This window comes from Aeromonas sp. 602396, assembly GCF_049173735.1.
Lineage (GTDB): Bacteria > Pseudomonadota > Gammaproteobacteria > Enterobacterales > Aeromonadaceae > Aeromonas > Aeromonas veronii_A.
This window is the reverse complement of sequence record NZ_JAAKSD010000002.1, coordinates 1-13,196: the sequence shown is the minus strand read 5'-3', so window position 1 is coordinate 13,196 and position 13,196 is coordinate 1. Positions and strand designations below refer to the sequence as shown.

10 protein-coding genes and 1 CRISPR repeat array (1 of these 11 running past the window's edge) are annotated in these 13,196 nt (G+C 58.3%); all 10 genes read right to left on the bottom strand.

What is annotated here, in order from left to right:
* Nucleotides 1-3,201: direct repeats of the CRISPR family, unit length 29 nt; unit sequence CGGTTCATCCCCACGTGCGCGGGGAGCAG; it reaches 492 nt to the left of the window's first position.
* 84 nt (nt 3,202-3,285) lie between these two features.
* The 10 genes from cas2e to G5229_RS03730 all read right to left on the bottom strand — a co-directional run bounded on the left by cas2e (nt 3,286) and on the right by G5229_RS03730 (nt 13,030).
* The gene (gene cas2e / locus G5229_RS03775; RefSeq protein WP_136501392.1) at nt 3,286-3,579 is read right to left on the bottom strand and encodes a type I-E CRISPR-associated endoribonuclease Cas2e; all 294 of its coding nucleotides are present in this window, start codon (nt 3,577-3,579) and stop codon (nt 3,286-3,288) included.
* Entirely contained in the window at nt 3,579-4,493 is a 915-nt protein-coding gene (cas1e, locus tag G5229_RS03770) for a type I-E CRISPR-associated endonuclease Cas1e (RefSeq protein ID WP_207670612.1), read from the bottom strand. Before cas1e ends, cas2e begins: the two co-directional genes overlap by 1 nt.
* Nucleotides 4,493-5,119, bottom strand: a complete 627-nt coding sequence (cas6e, locus tag G5229_RS03765) for a type I-E CRISPR-associated protein Cas6/Cse3/CasE (protein ID WP_258720295.1) — start codon at nt 5,117-5,119, stop codon at nt 4,493-4,495. Before cas6e ends, cas1e begins: the two co-directional genes overlap by 1 nt.
* Nucleotides 5,110-5,757: a type I-E CRISPR-associated protein Cas5/CasD gene (gene cas5e / locus G5229_RS03760; protein WP_064341170.1), complete on the bottom strand. Its 648-nt coding sequence runs from the start codon at nt 5,755-5,757 to the stop codon at nt 5,110-5,112. Before cas5e ends, cas6e begins: the two co-directional genes overlap by 10 nt.
* Before the next feature lies 1 nt (nt 5,758).
* Entirely contained in the window at nt 5,759-6,922 is a 1,164-nt protein-coding gene (gene cas7e, locus G5229_RS03755) for a type I-E CRISPR-associated protein Cas7/Cse4/CasC (protein ID WP_258720296.1), read from the bottom strand.
* Between the two features lie 19 nt (nt 6,923-6,941).
* Nucleotides 6,942-7,457, bottom strand: coding sequence for a type I-E CRISPR-associated protein Cse2/CasB (gene casB / locus G5229_RS03750; protein WP_421208542.1), 516 nt, complete (start codon nt 7,455-7,457; stop codon nt 6,942-6,944).
* Complete coding sequence (casA, locus tag G5229_RS03745; protein WP_421208540.1) at nt 7,454-8,980, bottom strand: type I-E CRISPR-associated protein Cse1/CasA; 1,527 nt, start codon at nt 8,978-8,980, stop codon at nt 7,454-7,456. The genes casB and casA overlap by 4 nt, the downstream gene beginning before the upstream one ends.
* 14 nt (nt 8,981-8,994) lie before the next feature.
* A complete protein-coding gene (cas3, locus tag G5229_RS03740; RefSeq protein WP_421208538.1) occupies nt 8,995-11,697 on the bottom strand; it encodes a CRISPR-associated helicase Cas3' in 2,703 nt (900 codons plus the stop codon).
* Between the two features lie 54 nt (nt 11,698-11,751).
* Nucleotides 11,752-12,612 carry a helix-turn-helix transcriptional regulator gene (locus G5229_RS03735; protein WP_421208537.1) on the bottom strand — a complete coding sequence of 287 codons (861 nt, stop codon included), beginning with the start codon at nt 12,610-12,612 and terminating at the stop codon, nt 11,752-11,754.
* A gap of 226 nt (nt 12,613-12,838) precedes the next feature.
* A complete protein-coding gene (locus G5229_RS03730; RefSeq protein WP_064341176.1) occupies nt 12,839-13,030 on the bottom strand; it encodes a DUF3283 family protein in 192 nt (63 codons plus the stop codon).
* Nucleotides 13,031-13,196: the final 166 nt, after the last annotated feature.

The window sequence follows — 13,196 nt, the reverse complement described above, 5'->3', positions numbered from 1 at the left end:
TTCATCCCCACAGGTGCGGGGAACGGGCTCCGTGCGGAAATCAAACCCGCCTCTCTGCCGGTTCATCCCCGCGTACGCGGGGAACAGGATAACCCCATCGACCCCGCCACGCTCGATGACGGTTCATCCCCACGTGCGCGGGGAGCAGGCGTAGTAGAGATCCCGCCCGTTCTCGAACTCCGGTTCATCCCCGCGTGCGCGGGGAGCAGCATGAAGAGCTGAAAACGGTGGTTAACACTGACGGTTCATCCCCGCGTGCGCGGGGAGCAGGCCTCCGGCGTAGCCACTGACGGGGTGAACAGCGGTTCATCCCCGCGTGCGCGGGGAGCAGTGGGTCGCCAGCTGGTCGTCGCGGCTCACGTTCGGTTCATCCCCGCGTGCGCGGGGAGCAGTTCTGCCGTCTTTGCAGCTCGCACTCGCTCCCCGGTTCATCCCCGCGTGCGCGGGGAGCAGCCAAACATCGACAGCACTTGGCGGAATGCCCACGGTTCATCCCCACGTGCGCGGGGAGCAGGTTGGACAGGTTGTAATTGACCCCTGCCCCGCTCGGTTCATCCCCGCGTGCGCGGGGAGCAGCTGGATGATATCTACATCAACCCCATCATCGACGGTTCATCCCCACGTGCGCGGGGAGCAGGAGGCGTTTGCCTACCTCAGAACGCTGAGAGCCGGTTCATCCCAGCGTGCGCGGGGAGCAGACACTCTCAACAAACCACACCCCGTTAGCCGTCGGTTCATCCCCGCGTGCGCGGGGAGCAGCACTTTCCTCAAAATGGACAGCAGTGGGCGGCCGGTTCATCCCCGCGTGCGCGGGGAGCAGATGCATGTCGGGCGGCATCGGGTGCCGGGCGGCGGTTCATCCCCGCGTGCGCGGGGAGCAGCTGATAAAGCCCGGAAGCAATAACATGAACAGCGGTTCATCCCCGCGTGCGCGGGGAGCAGAGTGGTACATGCAGCAGTCTCAGACTGGATTGCGGTTCATCCCCACGTACGCGGGGAGCAGCCAGATAAGCGGTGGGTGGAGGAATCTGTGCCCGGTTCATCCCCACGTACGCGGGGAGCAGTCGACGTTGTAGAGCTCGGCCTGGCAGTAGCGCGGTTCATCCCCACGTACGCGGGGAGCAGGCACGGTGAGGCGGTCGGCAACCGGGATGCGGTCGGTTCATCCCCACGTACGCGGGGAGCAGGATATCGCGCTGCTTGCCGGTGAGATTTCCCGCGGTTCATCCCCACGTACGCGGGGAGCAGGAGAATGGACTCTATCGAAGAACTCGAACTGGACGGTTCATCCCCACGTACGCGGGGAGCAGTTCCCGACTTGCTCTGCAGGGACGATGACCAGCGGTTCATCCCCACGTACGCGGGGAGCAGAGAGCCAGCGCCCGGGACAAACGGGCCATCCCCGGTTCATCCCCACGTACGCGGGGAGCAGGTTGGCTCTCTGGGTACCGTTCAAACCTTCCGCGGTTCATCCCCACGTACGCGGGGAGCAGTCTGCCATGTAGAGCATCGCGGCGACCAGCACCGGTTCATCCCCACGTACGCGGGGAGCAGTTCTGAGTCATGCACTTCGGACACTCGATGGACGGTTCATCCCCACGTACGCGGGGAGCAGCAGCAGACAGCGCTCACGTCCAAGGGCTACAACGGTTCATCCCCACGTACGCGGGGAGCAGTGGGTTAACCATGTCTGTCAGCCACGGCATGCCGGTTCATCCCCACGTACGCGGGGAGCAGAGCGGATCTCGATAGTCTCTTCGCAGTGACCACGGTTCATCCCCACGTACGCGGGGAGCAGCAGCACTGCGTTCTTGAACTGAGTCATGCAGCCGGTTCATCCCCACGTGCGCGGGGAGCAGCCAGCAGCCGGCTTGATGATGGCGTCATATCGCGGTTCATCCCCACGTGCGCGGGGAGCAGATTAGGACCATTACCTACGCCCCGAGCCCGACCGGTTCATCCCCACGTGCGCGGGGAGCAGCTTTGTTATCCAGCGCGATGGATTGGCGCATTGCGGTTCATCCCCACGTGCGCGGGGAGCAGTGGGGTCTGTCATCCGATCCCGAGTACCGAGGCGGTTCATCCCCACGTGCGCGGGGAGCAGCTCACCAGCAGTAGAACCAGCATCAGGGCCAGCGGTTCATCCCCACGTGCGCGGGGAGCAGCGAATTAGCCAAGGCTCAATCCAACAAGGACTCGGTTCATCCCCACGTGCGCGGGGAGCAGAAACCTCCGTAACTCTGTAACAGGGCCGGTGGCGGTTCATCCCCACGTGCGCGGGGAGCAGCAAGCGTCGATTCTGAGAACGGTGTCGATGGCCGGTTCATCCCCACGTGCGCGGGGAGCAGCAAGGAAGGCGCCGTTCTCAAGTCTATCCCGGCGGTTCATCCCCACGTGCGCGGGGAGCAGCTACCCGCCTCAAGCGTTACCAAATCAAGTCGCGGTTCATCCCCACGTGCGCGGGGAGCAGGTCAAATTTCAGCTCGATGGCACAGAGCGCGTCGGTTCATCCCCACGTGCGCGGGGAGCAGGCCCTGCCAATCGGCACGGCTGCCTGTGCAGTCGGTTCATCCCCACGTGCGCGGGGAGCAGTCCAGTATTCCGCTGGCGTACTCGAAATTTACCGGTTCATCCCCACGTGCGCGGGGAGCAGTCAGAAGAACGCCTTCGGCGACCCTGATCCCTCGGTTCATCCCCACGTGCGCGGGGAGCAGTTTGGCAATCGAGATGTGAGCAACCCTAATAACGGTTCATCCCCACGTGCGCGGGGAGCAGAATCGGGCTCTGCTTTCCCACTCTGTCAGCTGCGGTTCATCCCCACGTGCGCGGGGAGCAGGCTGCTCGGTCATCATTAAATCTCCATGTCGCGGTTCATCCCCACGTGCGCGGGGAGCAGTGGCGTACCCCGTCCCGGTCATTGAGGTGACGCGGTTCATCCCCACGTGCGCGGGGAGCAGTTGATTTCATCGGCAAAGCGGAACAGCTCCCCCGGTTCATCCCCACGTGCGCGGGGAGCAGCTGCGCAAGCACGGGAACCGCGCTAGCCGTGACGGTTCATCCCCACGTGCGCGGGGAGCAGGCATGGGGCAGCAAGGTGGCAAGAATGTCCTCCGGTTCATCCCCACGTGCGCGGGGAGCAGTGCTGCTGCTCAAGCATTCATGGTTCCTGACCCGGTTCATCCCCACGTGCGCGGGGAGCAGACTTAATGGATGTTATTGATTTAAATGGCTTTTTCAAACCATAAAAAAGCCACCAACTAATCCAGATTGTTAATGAACAATAACCTATTGATTTTCAAAGGGTAGAAATGAGACTAACCGGCAGCCATCCAAGTCCACCGGCATCCTTCTATTTGCTCCCAAGGTTTGAAAGTCAAACCCTGAGTCGTTGTTAGCAGACCATGCCATCACGATATTGCCCTGCTCAACCAATGCCTCACACTGCTGCCAGATCATCTCTCGTGCACGGCGCGAGACATCTCCCACATACACACCTGCACGGACCTCCAGCAACCAGATAGCCAGCCGACCACGCAAACGTGGGGGCACATCTTCGGTCACGACGACCAACATGCTCATCACTGACTCCTGTGACCGGCGTCCCCCATGCCGATCGGTTCGGGAATGGCGGGCGGCTGAGCATCCTTGGGAGGCTCAGGCGGGGTGATCCCCCCTGCAGCAAGCACCTCTTCAATTAGCGGGATCAGCTTTTCCAAGGTGCGCAGTTTGTTAAAACTGTCGCGACAAGCCAAGCGTACTGCGCGATCAGGGTTGGCATCGCCCCTAGCTGCGATCTCAAACGCCTGGGGCACCACGGTTTCAAATTTGATGATGTCGGCTATGTCGTAGACAAACGAGAGCGGCTTGCCACTATGGATAAAGCCGATGGCGGGGGCATACCCGGCAGCCAGGATGGCCGCCTCAGTGATGCCATAGAGGCAGGATGTGGCGGCGCTAATACATTGATTGGGCAGGTCGCCCTTCTCCCAATCCTTGGGATCATAGCGTCTCCCCTGCCACTTAACCCCATATCGAGCAGCCAACAGTTTGTAGGTCTCACGCACCCTGGCCCCTTCGATCCCACGCAACTGGTCTACTGAACGACGGCTGGGAGGTGGCTCGCCAAAGCGCAGCTCAAACATCTTGCGTACTACTTTGAGACGCAGCTCTTCATCCAGTGCAAGTTTGGCCTGAAATAGTAGCCGGTCGGATCGGGCACCTCCCGGTTGACCTGCAGCATAGAGCCTCACCCCGGCCTCCCCTACCCAAACCAGCAGAGTACCAGCCATTGCTGCCAGCTTGACGGCTGCGTGAGAGACCCGAGTGCCGGGCTCTAGCATCAGACAGGCGACAGTACCAATGGGTATGTGAGTGCGTACCCCCTCTTTGTCCACCAGCACAAAGGCGCCGTCGATCACATCGAGCTGGCCATATTTAAGAAACAGCATGGCCCGGCGATCCTTGATTGGGAGTGGCTTTAGAGGGGGGAGCATCAGGCTTTTCCCAAAGAAAGCAAGCCGCAACCCAGCGACTTGGCTGGGCCGATACCGGCACACAGGGCGGCTCGCAAGACATCAGGCTCGACAACCTGCAAGTAACCCTCGAAGGTCGCAGTCAAGACACTAAGACGGCTTGTTCCCTTCCGCCCATGCTGCATCACAGAGCTACTGACCAGTGCATGGACAAGACTAAAACCGTGACGATCTCCTTGCCGAGCAAGCCAAGCCAACTGCTCTTCCTCGCTACACAGCCCTCTGCGTTTGCCATCACGGGTTACCGTCGGGTTAGCCTGCAGGCGAAAGCGATAGGAAAGACCTTGTTCAAGCCATTGCTCGGGTGCAAAGCGCTTCTCTTGAACTTCCCCTTGCAGGTAGTAAGGCAGATCGCGTAACGGCCCCCAGTTCCCTTCGGTTTGAGATTGCACCAGCAGTTGAGGCTGTTGCCAATTGGCTGTTGCCTCGAGACGCCACAAGAAGCGTGCAGGCGCGGTCTCTTCGTCGGGAGCAAAAGCCCTGGCCAAGGTACGATGAAGCTCGTAGGGATTGGCCAGGTCACGACGTGCCTCCTTGCTTCTTGGGTTCAAGATCAATCGACTCAGATGCAATTGATTCAGGGACATGACACCTCCTCAGGCTCCAGTTGCTCAGTGAGCACAAAACGGGGGCCAAAGCGGCGATCTGCAAAAGGGGCTATCGGTTGATCGAGGCGAACCGTCCCTTCTGTCGCCTCCAACAACAAGCGACGCACTTGCAGACCAGCCCCCTTGATCAACTCGGGATAGTCGCGCAGAGCTTCCAGCAAAGCGCTATCTCGCACACCATCAGGCAGATACACTGGCGGTGACGGCAAACACCCCTTGCGGCCCAAGCTAAGAGGCCAATGGGGCGTTTTCAGTGCCTGATGGATTTGATCGAGCAGAGCTCGTTCCCCTTCAAAACCAACCAGAAAAGCGGCATCGCTCAAGTAGTAGCGTGGGCTGACCACGGTGCGCTTCATATCGACCTTGCCAGCCGCGTTAACGATACCGGTGGCCGTCTGATAATCGCGCAACACAACCCCTTCCCTGTCCACCCTCACCCCCATCTGAAGGGCCGCAAGATCATCGACAGACTCGCTTCGATCCCGCCCCAGGGCGGCGCAGATTAGCCCGAGCACTCCCGATTTGGAAGGCTCCAGCTGGGTGTCGCGTTCATCAAAGCGGCTAGTAGTCCCCCAGGATTGCATAGGCCCTTGCAGCCGCAGTAGCAGTGTCGGCATGTTACTCTCCCCACTGGGTCTCGACGACATCGCGTACCCAAGCAGCCAAGTCGCTTACCGAGCTGCGGGCCTGACTGTTCTCGAGCTGCCACTTGCCAGTGAGATCGATATGGGCCCAGCGATCGGTTGCATCTCCGTAGACGGGGGCCAGCTTGCTCTCGTACTCACCAAGCGCCGCCACAGACTGTTCGGTGAGGCTCTTGTCGTGGCGCGGCTGGATCGGACGCTCGAAGGCATTGGCCAGATTGAGAGGGCTTTTACGCAGGCTAACCCCGATAAACTCAGGCAGGTTGTGGGCAGCGAAGCTGTTTTGTTTGCCAGTCGGTATGGCTCGGACCATCGACTGGATCAAAGACTCAATGGCCGATGCTGTCAGCTCCTTGTCATCTTGCAGGTTCTGCAACAACTTGCTCACATCAAGCGCGGCATAGCGGTAGAAGGTAGCGGAGTTGAACTCGACCTGGCCAATCATGCCTGCACCGGTTTCGTCAGGGCCACCCACGTCATCGACAGCAGTAAAGTAGTCAAAGTCGCGCTCGACCCTGTGAGTGCTTATGGCATGGGCTACCTGACAGGCAGCATCCTGATTCACCTGAGGCAAGTCGGCCAGCATTCGGCCAAAGAGGGCAATATCAACAGCTCGACTTCTATGAAGTAATGCTTCCAGTTCAGATTTGAACTGTTTAGATATATCGGTCGGTTTGAGTTTTTTCTTATTACTCAGGCTTACTATTTCTTCTGCATGAGAAGATATGAGATCTTTCAGTGCATTCACTTCAGGCATTGAAATATAAAGCAGGTAAGAGAGCGTTGCTTCAGGCGAAGCTTCATCTTCTTTATCCGTCTCTTTTTCTTCTTTATCTTTCTTCTTTTTCAACGCTTGCTTGATGATCTCGTTGAATGTAGAGGTTGTAGTTACCCCTATCTTTTCAAGCTCTTCCTTCACTAGACGATCCAAATGTCGGGTTCGCGTACCCAGATGTTCGGCTTCAATGAGATTCGATGTTTTGAACAAATCCCGTACCGATTTTTTCTGGCATTGGCTGCTAAGTCTGGCTCGGCGCTGGCCACCAAAGATTGCATCCTTGGGTGCTCCGGTATCATCACGGTTCAGATTGGAAGGGGCGAAGTTCTGGATAAGATGCAGTTCAACAAACAGGGTCATAATTTCTCTCCTTGAAGATTTAGTCGTTTGAAGCGATATGGGCAGCTACACGGTAGAAATCAGTGGCCCACCGGCGACGCAATTGGTCGAGTCGCTCAGGGTTAGTGGGGTTAAGCCAGTCGGTGAGATCCCAAAGCAGCCGCTGATAATCGATGGCCATACCATGGGATCTCAACAAGGTGACACAGTGGCGTAACGGCTCGGCCAAGGTCTCGCCATCACACTCAAGCAGCGCGATAAAACGCCCCTCGATGGATGGGCTTTGTTCTTGCTTGCGATAGAGCCCCCCCATCGCCTTGGCCAAGGTCACCTCGCTATGCTGTGGATGAAGTGCAAACAGCCCCGCCACCAGGTAGTGCGACTGACGACGGGCAGAATCAGGATGCTCGTCTGCTGCGATAAAGGGCTCAACGTAGGGAAAGACGCGCGGCGCCGTGCCGGGGGCAAAGGTGAGACTGCGGCGTAGTTCGGCCAACGCCCCACGGTTGCTCTGTGCGAGTCGCTGCAGATAATCAACAAAGGGCTGATCACTCATTGAACTTCTCCTGTTTCGTTAAGGGCTGTCAGTTGCTCCCGAATGGCAAACCACAAGCGGGACTGAACCTTGGCATTGGCACGCCATACGCTGGCACCACCTCCCAAGCAGGTCAGTTGTGCTTCCCAAGCAGCAATAGCCGCCTCTTTCAGCACTTGCTGCCATTGCCTCTCCGCGGCATCGGGGTCTTGTTCGATAAGAGCTAGGGTCGCCATCAGGGCGCGCTCGGCGCGGGCAAAGAAGATCGGTGTAGCGGGGCCTGCATCAAACAGGGTGCGAGCACGGCTACGGGTATCTTTCTGCTGACTGTCTGGCAGGGTATCCGCAATCAGCTGCACTGCGGCTCCTTTAAACGACGCAAACAGGGTCTCGGCCATCTCCAACATCATGCGGGCCGCTCGGGTCACCTCGGGTTGATCCAGCAGAGCCTGCGGCAGCTCTAGCTGCTCGACTCGCCAACGCAGCAACTTGGCCTGCTTGCACGCCAGCCCTGCCACAAGTAACTTCAGGTGTTTGCTGCCTAGCGATTTCTTTAAACGGGTGGCATTTTCAAGGATGGCTGCCGGACGTGAGCCCCCATCAGGCAATAGAGCTGGCAGATCGCGCCACAGAGCTCGCCCTTCACTAAAAGTAAGGCGTACCGGCTCGTTGCTCCCCTCCCGAAAGCTCGCCATGGGGTCGGGGGCATGTGAATCCTCTTCAAGCCCCATGCCTGCTGCAAAACGCAACCAGCGGATGGCACCATCCTCTTCGCGGTGAAAGAGCACAGCGCGAGTCTGACGGGTATAGCGATCGTTGGGGCCAGTGGCGAGCACAGCCGCCGCTTTCAGATTGGCAACGGTCAGTTCTGGCCGCTCCCAGCATGGCTGGTCTTCATGTCCATCAGGGGAGGCAGGATGTAAACCCAAGATAAGGGTTTGGGCCAGGGTATCCCCCAGAGGCAAGGTGGCCGCCGTATCGGTTAGCGGGCCCATTTTGTCTGATACTCGAAACACTTGAATCAAACCACCCGGCGTGCACTGTAAAAAACCAAGCAGGTGACGAATGGCATGAGACGGGAAGATGGCCCCCGGCACTGTATCCAGAGAGTGGTTAAACACGACTGGAGCATTACCGCTGACGCTGGCCAGATCAATCTGGGTCCAGGGTTTGAACTTGTCACGGGTCTCGGGAGCTGTGGCTAACTCGGCCACCTGCATAAATGGATGATCGGGGTGAAACAACCAGAAGCGATCGCGCCATGTTTCCAGGTAGGAGATGATGGCCTCTGTGGGGAGTCCCTGACTATACCAATGACGCAACTCCCGTTGCCCCCAGTTCGGGGTCTGTGCACTTAACGCGCGATGAGTGATAGCGAGCAGCAGACGATATTGAGCCATCAAGGATGGCGGCGCCGTCTCTGCCAGGGCCACTATCTGCGGCGCCTGCTCAAAAAGGGCCAACAAGCCCAGCTCCCTGACCTCGCCACTTAGCATCCTGACCGGCAGCCAGGGCTCGTCGAGCAGATTAAAACGCATTGTCATTGTCACTCCTTTGGTTATTCCCTGTTCCGGTAGATAAGCCCCAACTCCCCATCGAGCCGAACCACCAGCCCGCCATCCAACCGCCCCCTTCCTTCCCTATCGAGCAACAACGGGTAGCTGTAGCGAAGCAGCGGGCTCTGAGCAAAGGCTTGCACGTCGGGCTGCTGCTTGATGGCCTTAACCAGGGCCTGATTGGAGAGGCTGAGCTGGCGGGCGCAGAGCTGGCAGGCCAGTTCAGTTGAAAGAGTTGCATCGAGCGCGAAGGGCTCAGCATCAGGCGTCAAGGCCACCCCCTTGTCAGAGACAAAGAGCGGGATCACGGTGACGCTGGGTTTGCCCAGCCGGGTGCAGTTAATTAAACCTTTGTCCTCGCCCTCCCCCTCTTCGTAACCTCTGGGCTTGTTCGAATAGGCAGTACCCGGATCTGCATCGGCCCTGATAACAATATTGCGGGCCAGCTGCCGCTGGTGTTGCTCTGCAGCCAGATAAGTGGCGTAGCTGTATTCCTCGATATATTGGCGTAGCGCCTCACTCACCGAATCGGGCAACTCCCCATCGCCATAGACGGCCTGAACCAGCCGATCGATATCCTGGGGCAGTTGCAAGCTGGTTTCGCCGAGGAGCCGCACCCAGGTCATGGCGAGCAGGTAGGGATCGTAGACAAAGCGCCAACGGGTGGTCGCCAAATCGGGTAATTCACCGGGTAAGAGTCCGGCTACTGTCAACACCGGCTGACGATGAGGCTCGGGGCGGGCTGGGCGCTGATGGCGATGCAAGCGCCCCACCCGCTGCAATAGCAGATCGACCGGGGCGAGATCGCTGATTAAAAAGTCAAAATCAATGTCCAAAGATTGCTCGACAACTTGGGTTGCCACCAACAGGGCCCGGGCCGGACGCTTCCCCTCTTTTCCAAAGGTGGAGAGCACGGCAGCTTCTCGCTGTGCCCGTTCATCGGACGGGAAACGGGCATGAAAAATCTGCAGGGTGAGATCTTCCGGCGCCTTGGCCTTGAGCAGGCTATAGAGCTGCTGTGCCCGCTCGACCGTATTGACGATGATGGCGCCGCAACCGCCGTGGGTCAGGGCCTCAAGTGCTACGCAGAGCAACTCCTCGGGTGTAGTACCGCATCCGGCCAACCGGACGGGCTCCATCATTCGGCTTTCTATCTGGTCATCCCAGTCGAGGCCCCTGTCATCGGCAAGCACCAACCGCGGATAGGCAAGCTCTGGCAGCACTGCAGGGTCAACCCGCCATGCCTTGAGCAAACCATCACGACGCTTGGTTGGCAGGGTGGCACTCATCAGGATAACTGAGCAGCCCAGGCCTTTTAGCCAGCGCAGCAGCGCTTCAATCAGCCCTTCGGTATAGGTGTCGTAGGCATGAACTTCATCGAGCACCACCACTCGATTGGCCAGCCCCCAGAGCCGCACGAAGTGATGTTTGACATTCAGCACAGAGAAGAGCGCCTGATCGATGGTGCCCACTCCATAGGGAGCGATCAGCGGTCGCTTGCGACGGGAGAACCAGCGGGCGGCTTCTACTCCCTCACTCTGCTTGCCATCGTCACCCCACACGTCCTTGAGCGCTGCCATCATCTCGTGACGAGCGGCGCCACCGTGGATCAGTTGCAGATCGGGCGCCGAACCGTGTGCAAAAGCATCCATAAACTGGCGAGCACGGGCAAACAGTGCATTGCCGGTGGCCTGGGTTGGCAAGGCCAGATAGAAGCCGCGATGGCCATTCGTACGCTGCAAGTGCAGATGCGCCATAAAGGCGAGCTCTGTCTTGCCCTCCCCCATGGGGGCCTCCACCAGCAGCAAAGCGGGCCCTTGGCTCGCTTGTAACAGCTCTATACCCTGGCTCTGCAGGGCTCGTGGTATGACAGGCTTATCGGCAGCCAACATTTGGCCAAGTTGCCTATCAAGTGGGACGGGTTCTGCGAGCAAAGGTGAAAAGGAACGCCAGCCGATCGCCGTCAGCGCCTTATGAGCCAGTCTTTTGGCATGGAGGTAGTGTTGCCTGAGATCGTCGTGACGAATACCGAGGGGAAACCACTCGGGGTTAGAGCCGATCCAGTCGGAAATAGAAGTCAGCCCTGCCAGCCAATTGATGGCAGGTAGCGCCAGTTCGTCAGCGGTAATCACTCCTGATGGGGTCAGCACCTTCCAGTAGGTATCGAGCAATGCCTGCCGGGCTTGCTGCCATGCCTTATCTTCACGCAGCGGCAAGCCATCCCCAACCTCCTTTGTGGTCAACGGGTAACCGTGATGAGCTCCAACCGCCTCAGCCACATTCAGGCACCAAGGGGTCTCGGCACCTGTGTGTACCGGTAGCCATTTCTTCAAAATGGCGGTCGAGGCACAGTCATGGCGATTACTGCGCAGCGATGTACTGGCAAAGGTCAGTCCTTGAGCCTTGGCAAGTGCCTGCCCTTGCTCCCATTTTGCTTGGAATCCCGGGATGGCCTTGCCCACATCATGCAAACCAGCAAGCGTCGCCAGCCAACGGGGAGCCCCCTCAACCGACATACCAAATTGACTGGCCAGGTGTTGATGGGTAGTGGCGGGTTCAAGCTCGAGGATAGCTTCTGCTACCGCCGCGACATCTAGCATGTGAGCCAGCAAAGGGTGGCCTTGATCCTCGCCACTCTTGGCCCAGAGAACCGCAGCCTGTGGGTCTAGGTTTGAAAACAGAACAGGCTCATTTACTCCATCCATTGCGGGGTCGCCTCCGGCACTCAAGTGTGACTCTCGACTGTCATTATTCCCCTCTCACTGGCTCACCGGCTGAGCCAGTGGTGCCACTGCCTCGTGTTTTTTTAATCCGGCTTCCATGGCCGCTATCACACTCTGACGTAGTTCAAGTGGCGCAAGTACCTCAACCTCGCCACTAAAGCGCATCAGGTCGCGTACCAGTTCGCGTTGATCGGCATAGGGGAAAGTGAGACGAATATGACCGCTTGGCTCTATGGTCTGGAGCTGCTCCCGGTGCCACTGCACATCTCTGACCCAAGGGGTAGCAGATGGGTCAAAGCGCAGTTCGGCCTGTTGCAAATCAGCTCCGGCGAAGATGCCATAGCCATTTGCAAAGAGTGCATCCAGCTCTGGCGTCCCACATTCGCAGGCGGCTTCATCCAGCGATTTGGGTTCGACTATTCGACTCAAGGCAAAGAGGCGCAGGGCCTCTCGTCCATGACACCAGGCAAGCAGATACCAGTTGTCCCGATACCAGCAGAGACGCTGTGGCGATACTTGACGCTCTTCGGACTGATGTTGTGTGGGGTGATAGAGAAAGTGGAGTTGACGCCTGGAAAACAGCGTTTGTACCAGAGGTAGGAATAGCTCTGGGGACACGTATTGGCGCCCGATGCTTTCCACACGCAGGCGGTCAGCTTCATTCTGCCACTGGGGACCCAGCAAATCTCCGATACGTGCCTGCAACTGAGCCACCCCCTGCTGCTGCAGACCCGGTTGCACATCCTGCAGCAGGCGATTGGCCATCAAGAGCGCAAAGGCTTCCGATTCGGTAAGCCAGACGCCCGGCAAGGTAAATCGACCATCATCGGTATCGTAACGATAACCACGAGCGGTCGGGTCCCAGATTATTGGCGCCTGATAACGGTCTCGCAGCAATTCCAGCAGCCGTTTGAAAGTGCTGGCTGAGCACGCAAGTCGTTCGAGTATGACGGAGCGTGGAACAGGGTAACGGAAGTCCAATAGTAACTGGTGTAAGGCAAGGGCTCGGTTAAGTTGTTCCATTCTTCTGTTAAGTTATTGGTTAATAACGACTAGGCTACCACTTAAGGAATGGAAAAACCCTATCGAGTCTCACATATACGCGACCTTTAAAGACCGAGCGTTATCTTAGTTTCTTGTATTTCGCTACTTGTTCGAGGAAGTAGCGACCCAGTTCACCTTGATGTTGGTTCGCTTCGCTTTCTGCGCTGGCCAAGTGACCGTTGCGCTCCTTCCATACCGCATATGCGGCGGCCTTCTCGACCTCGACCCGTTCTTGCTGCTCTTTCGGTAGGGCACACAGATTGTGACTCATACTGACCTCTTTGTTATTTGTTGGCGCCATGGTACGCCATCACTGGCATGCGGGACTTGCGCTGGTTCAAAGGTGGTGCGCTATAATGCCTGTATATAAATACAGGTGTTTTGCCATGAAGCTGTTAACCCCAGACCCATCACCCGCCGAGGTGACCATCCCGCTG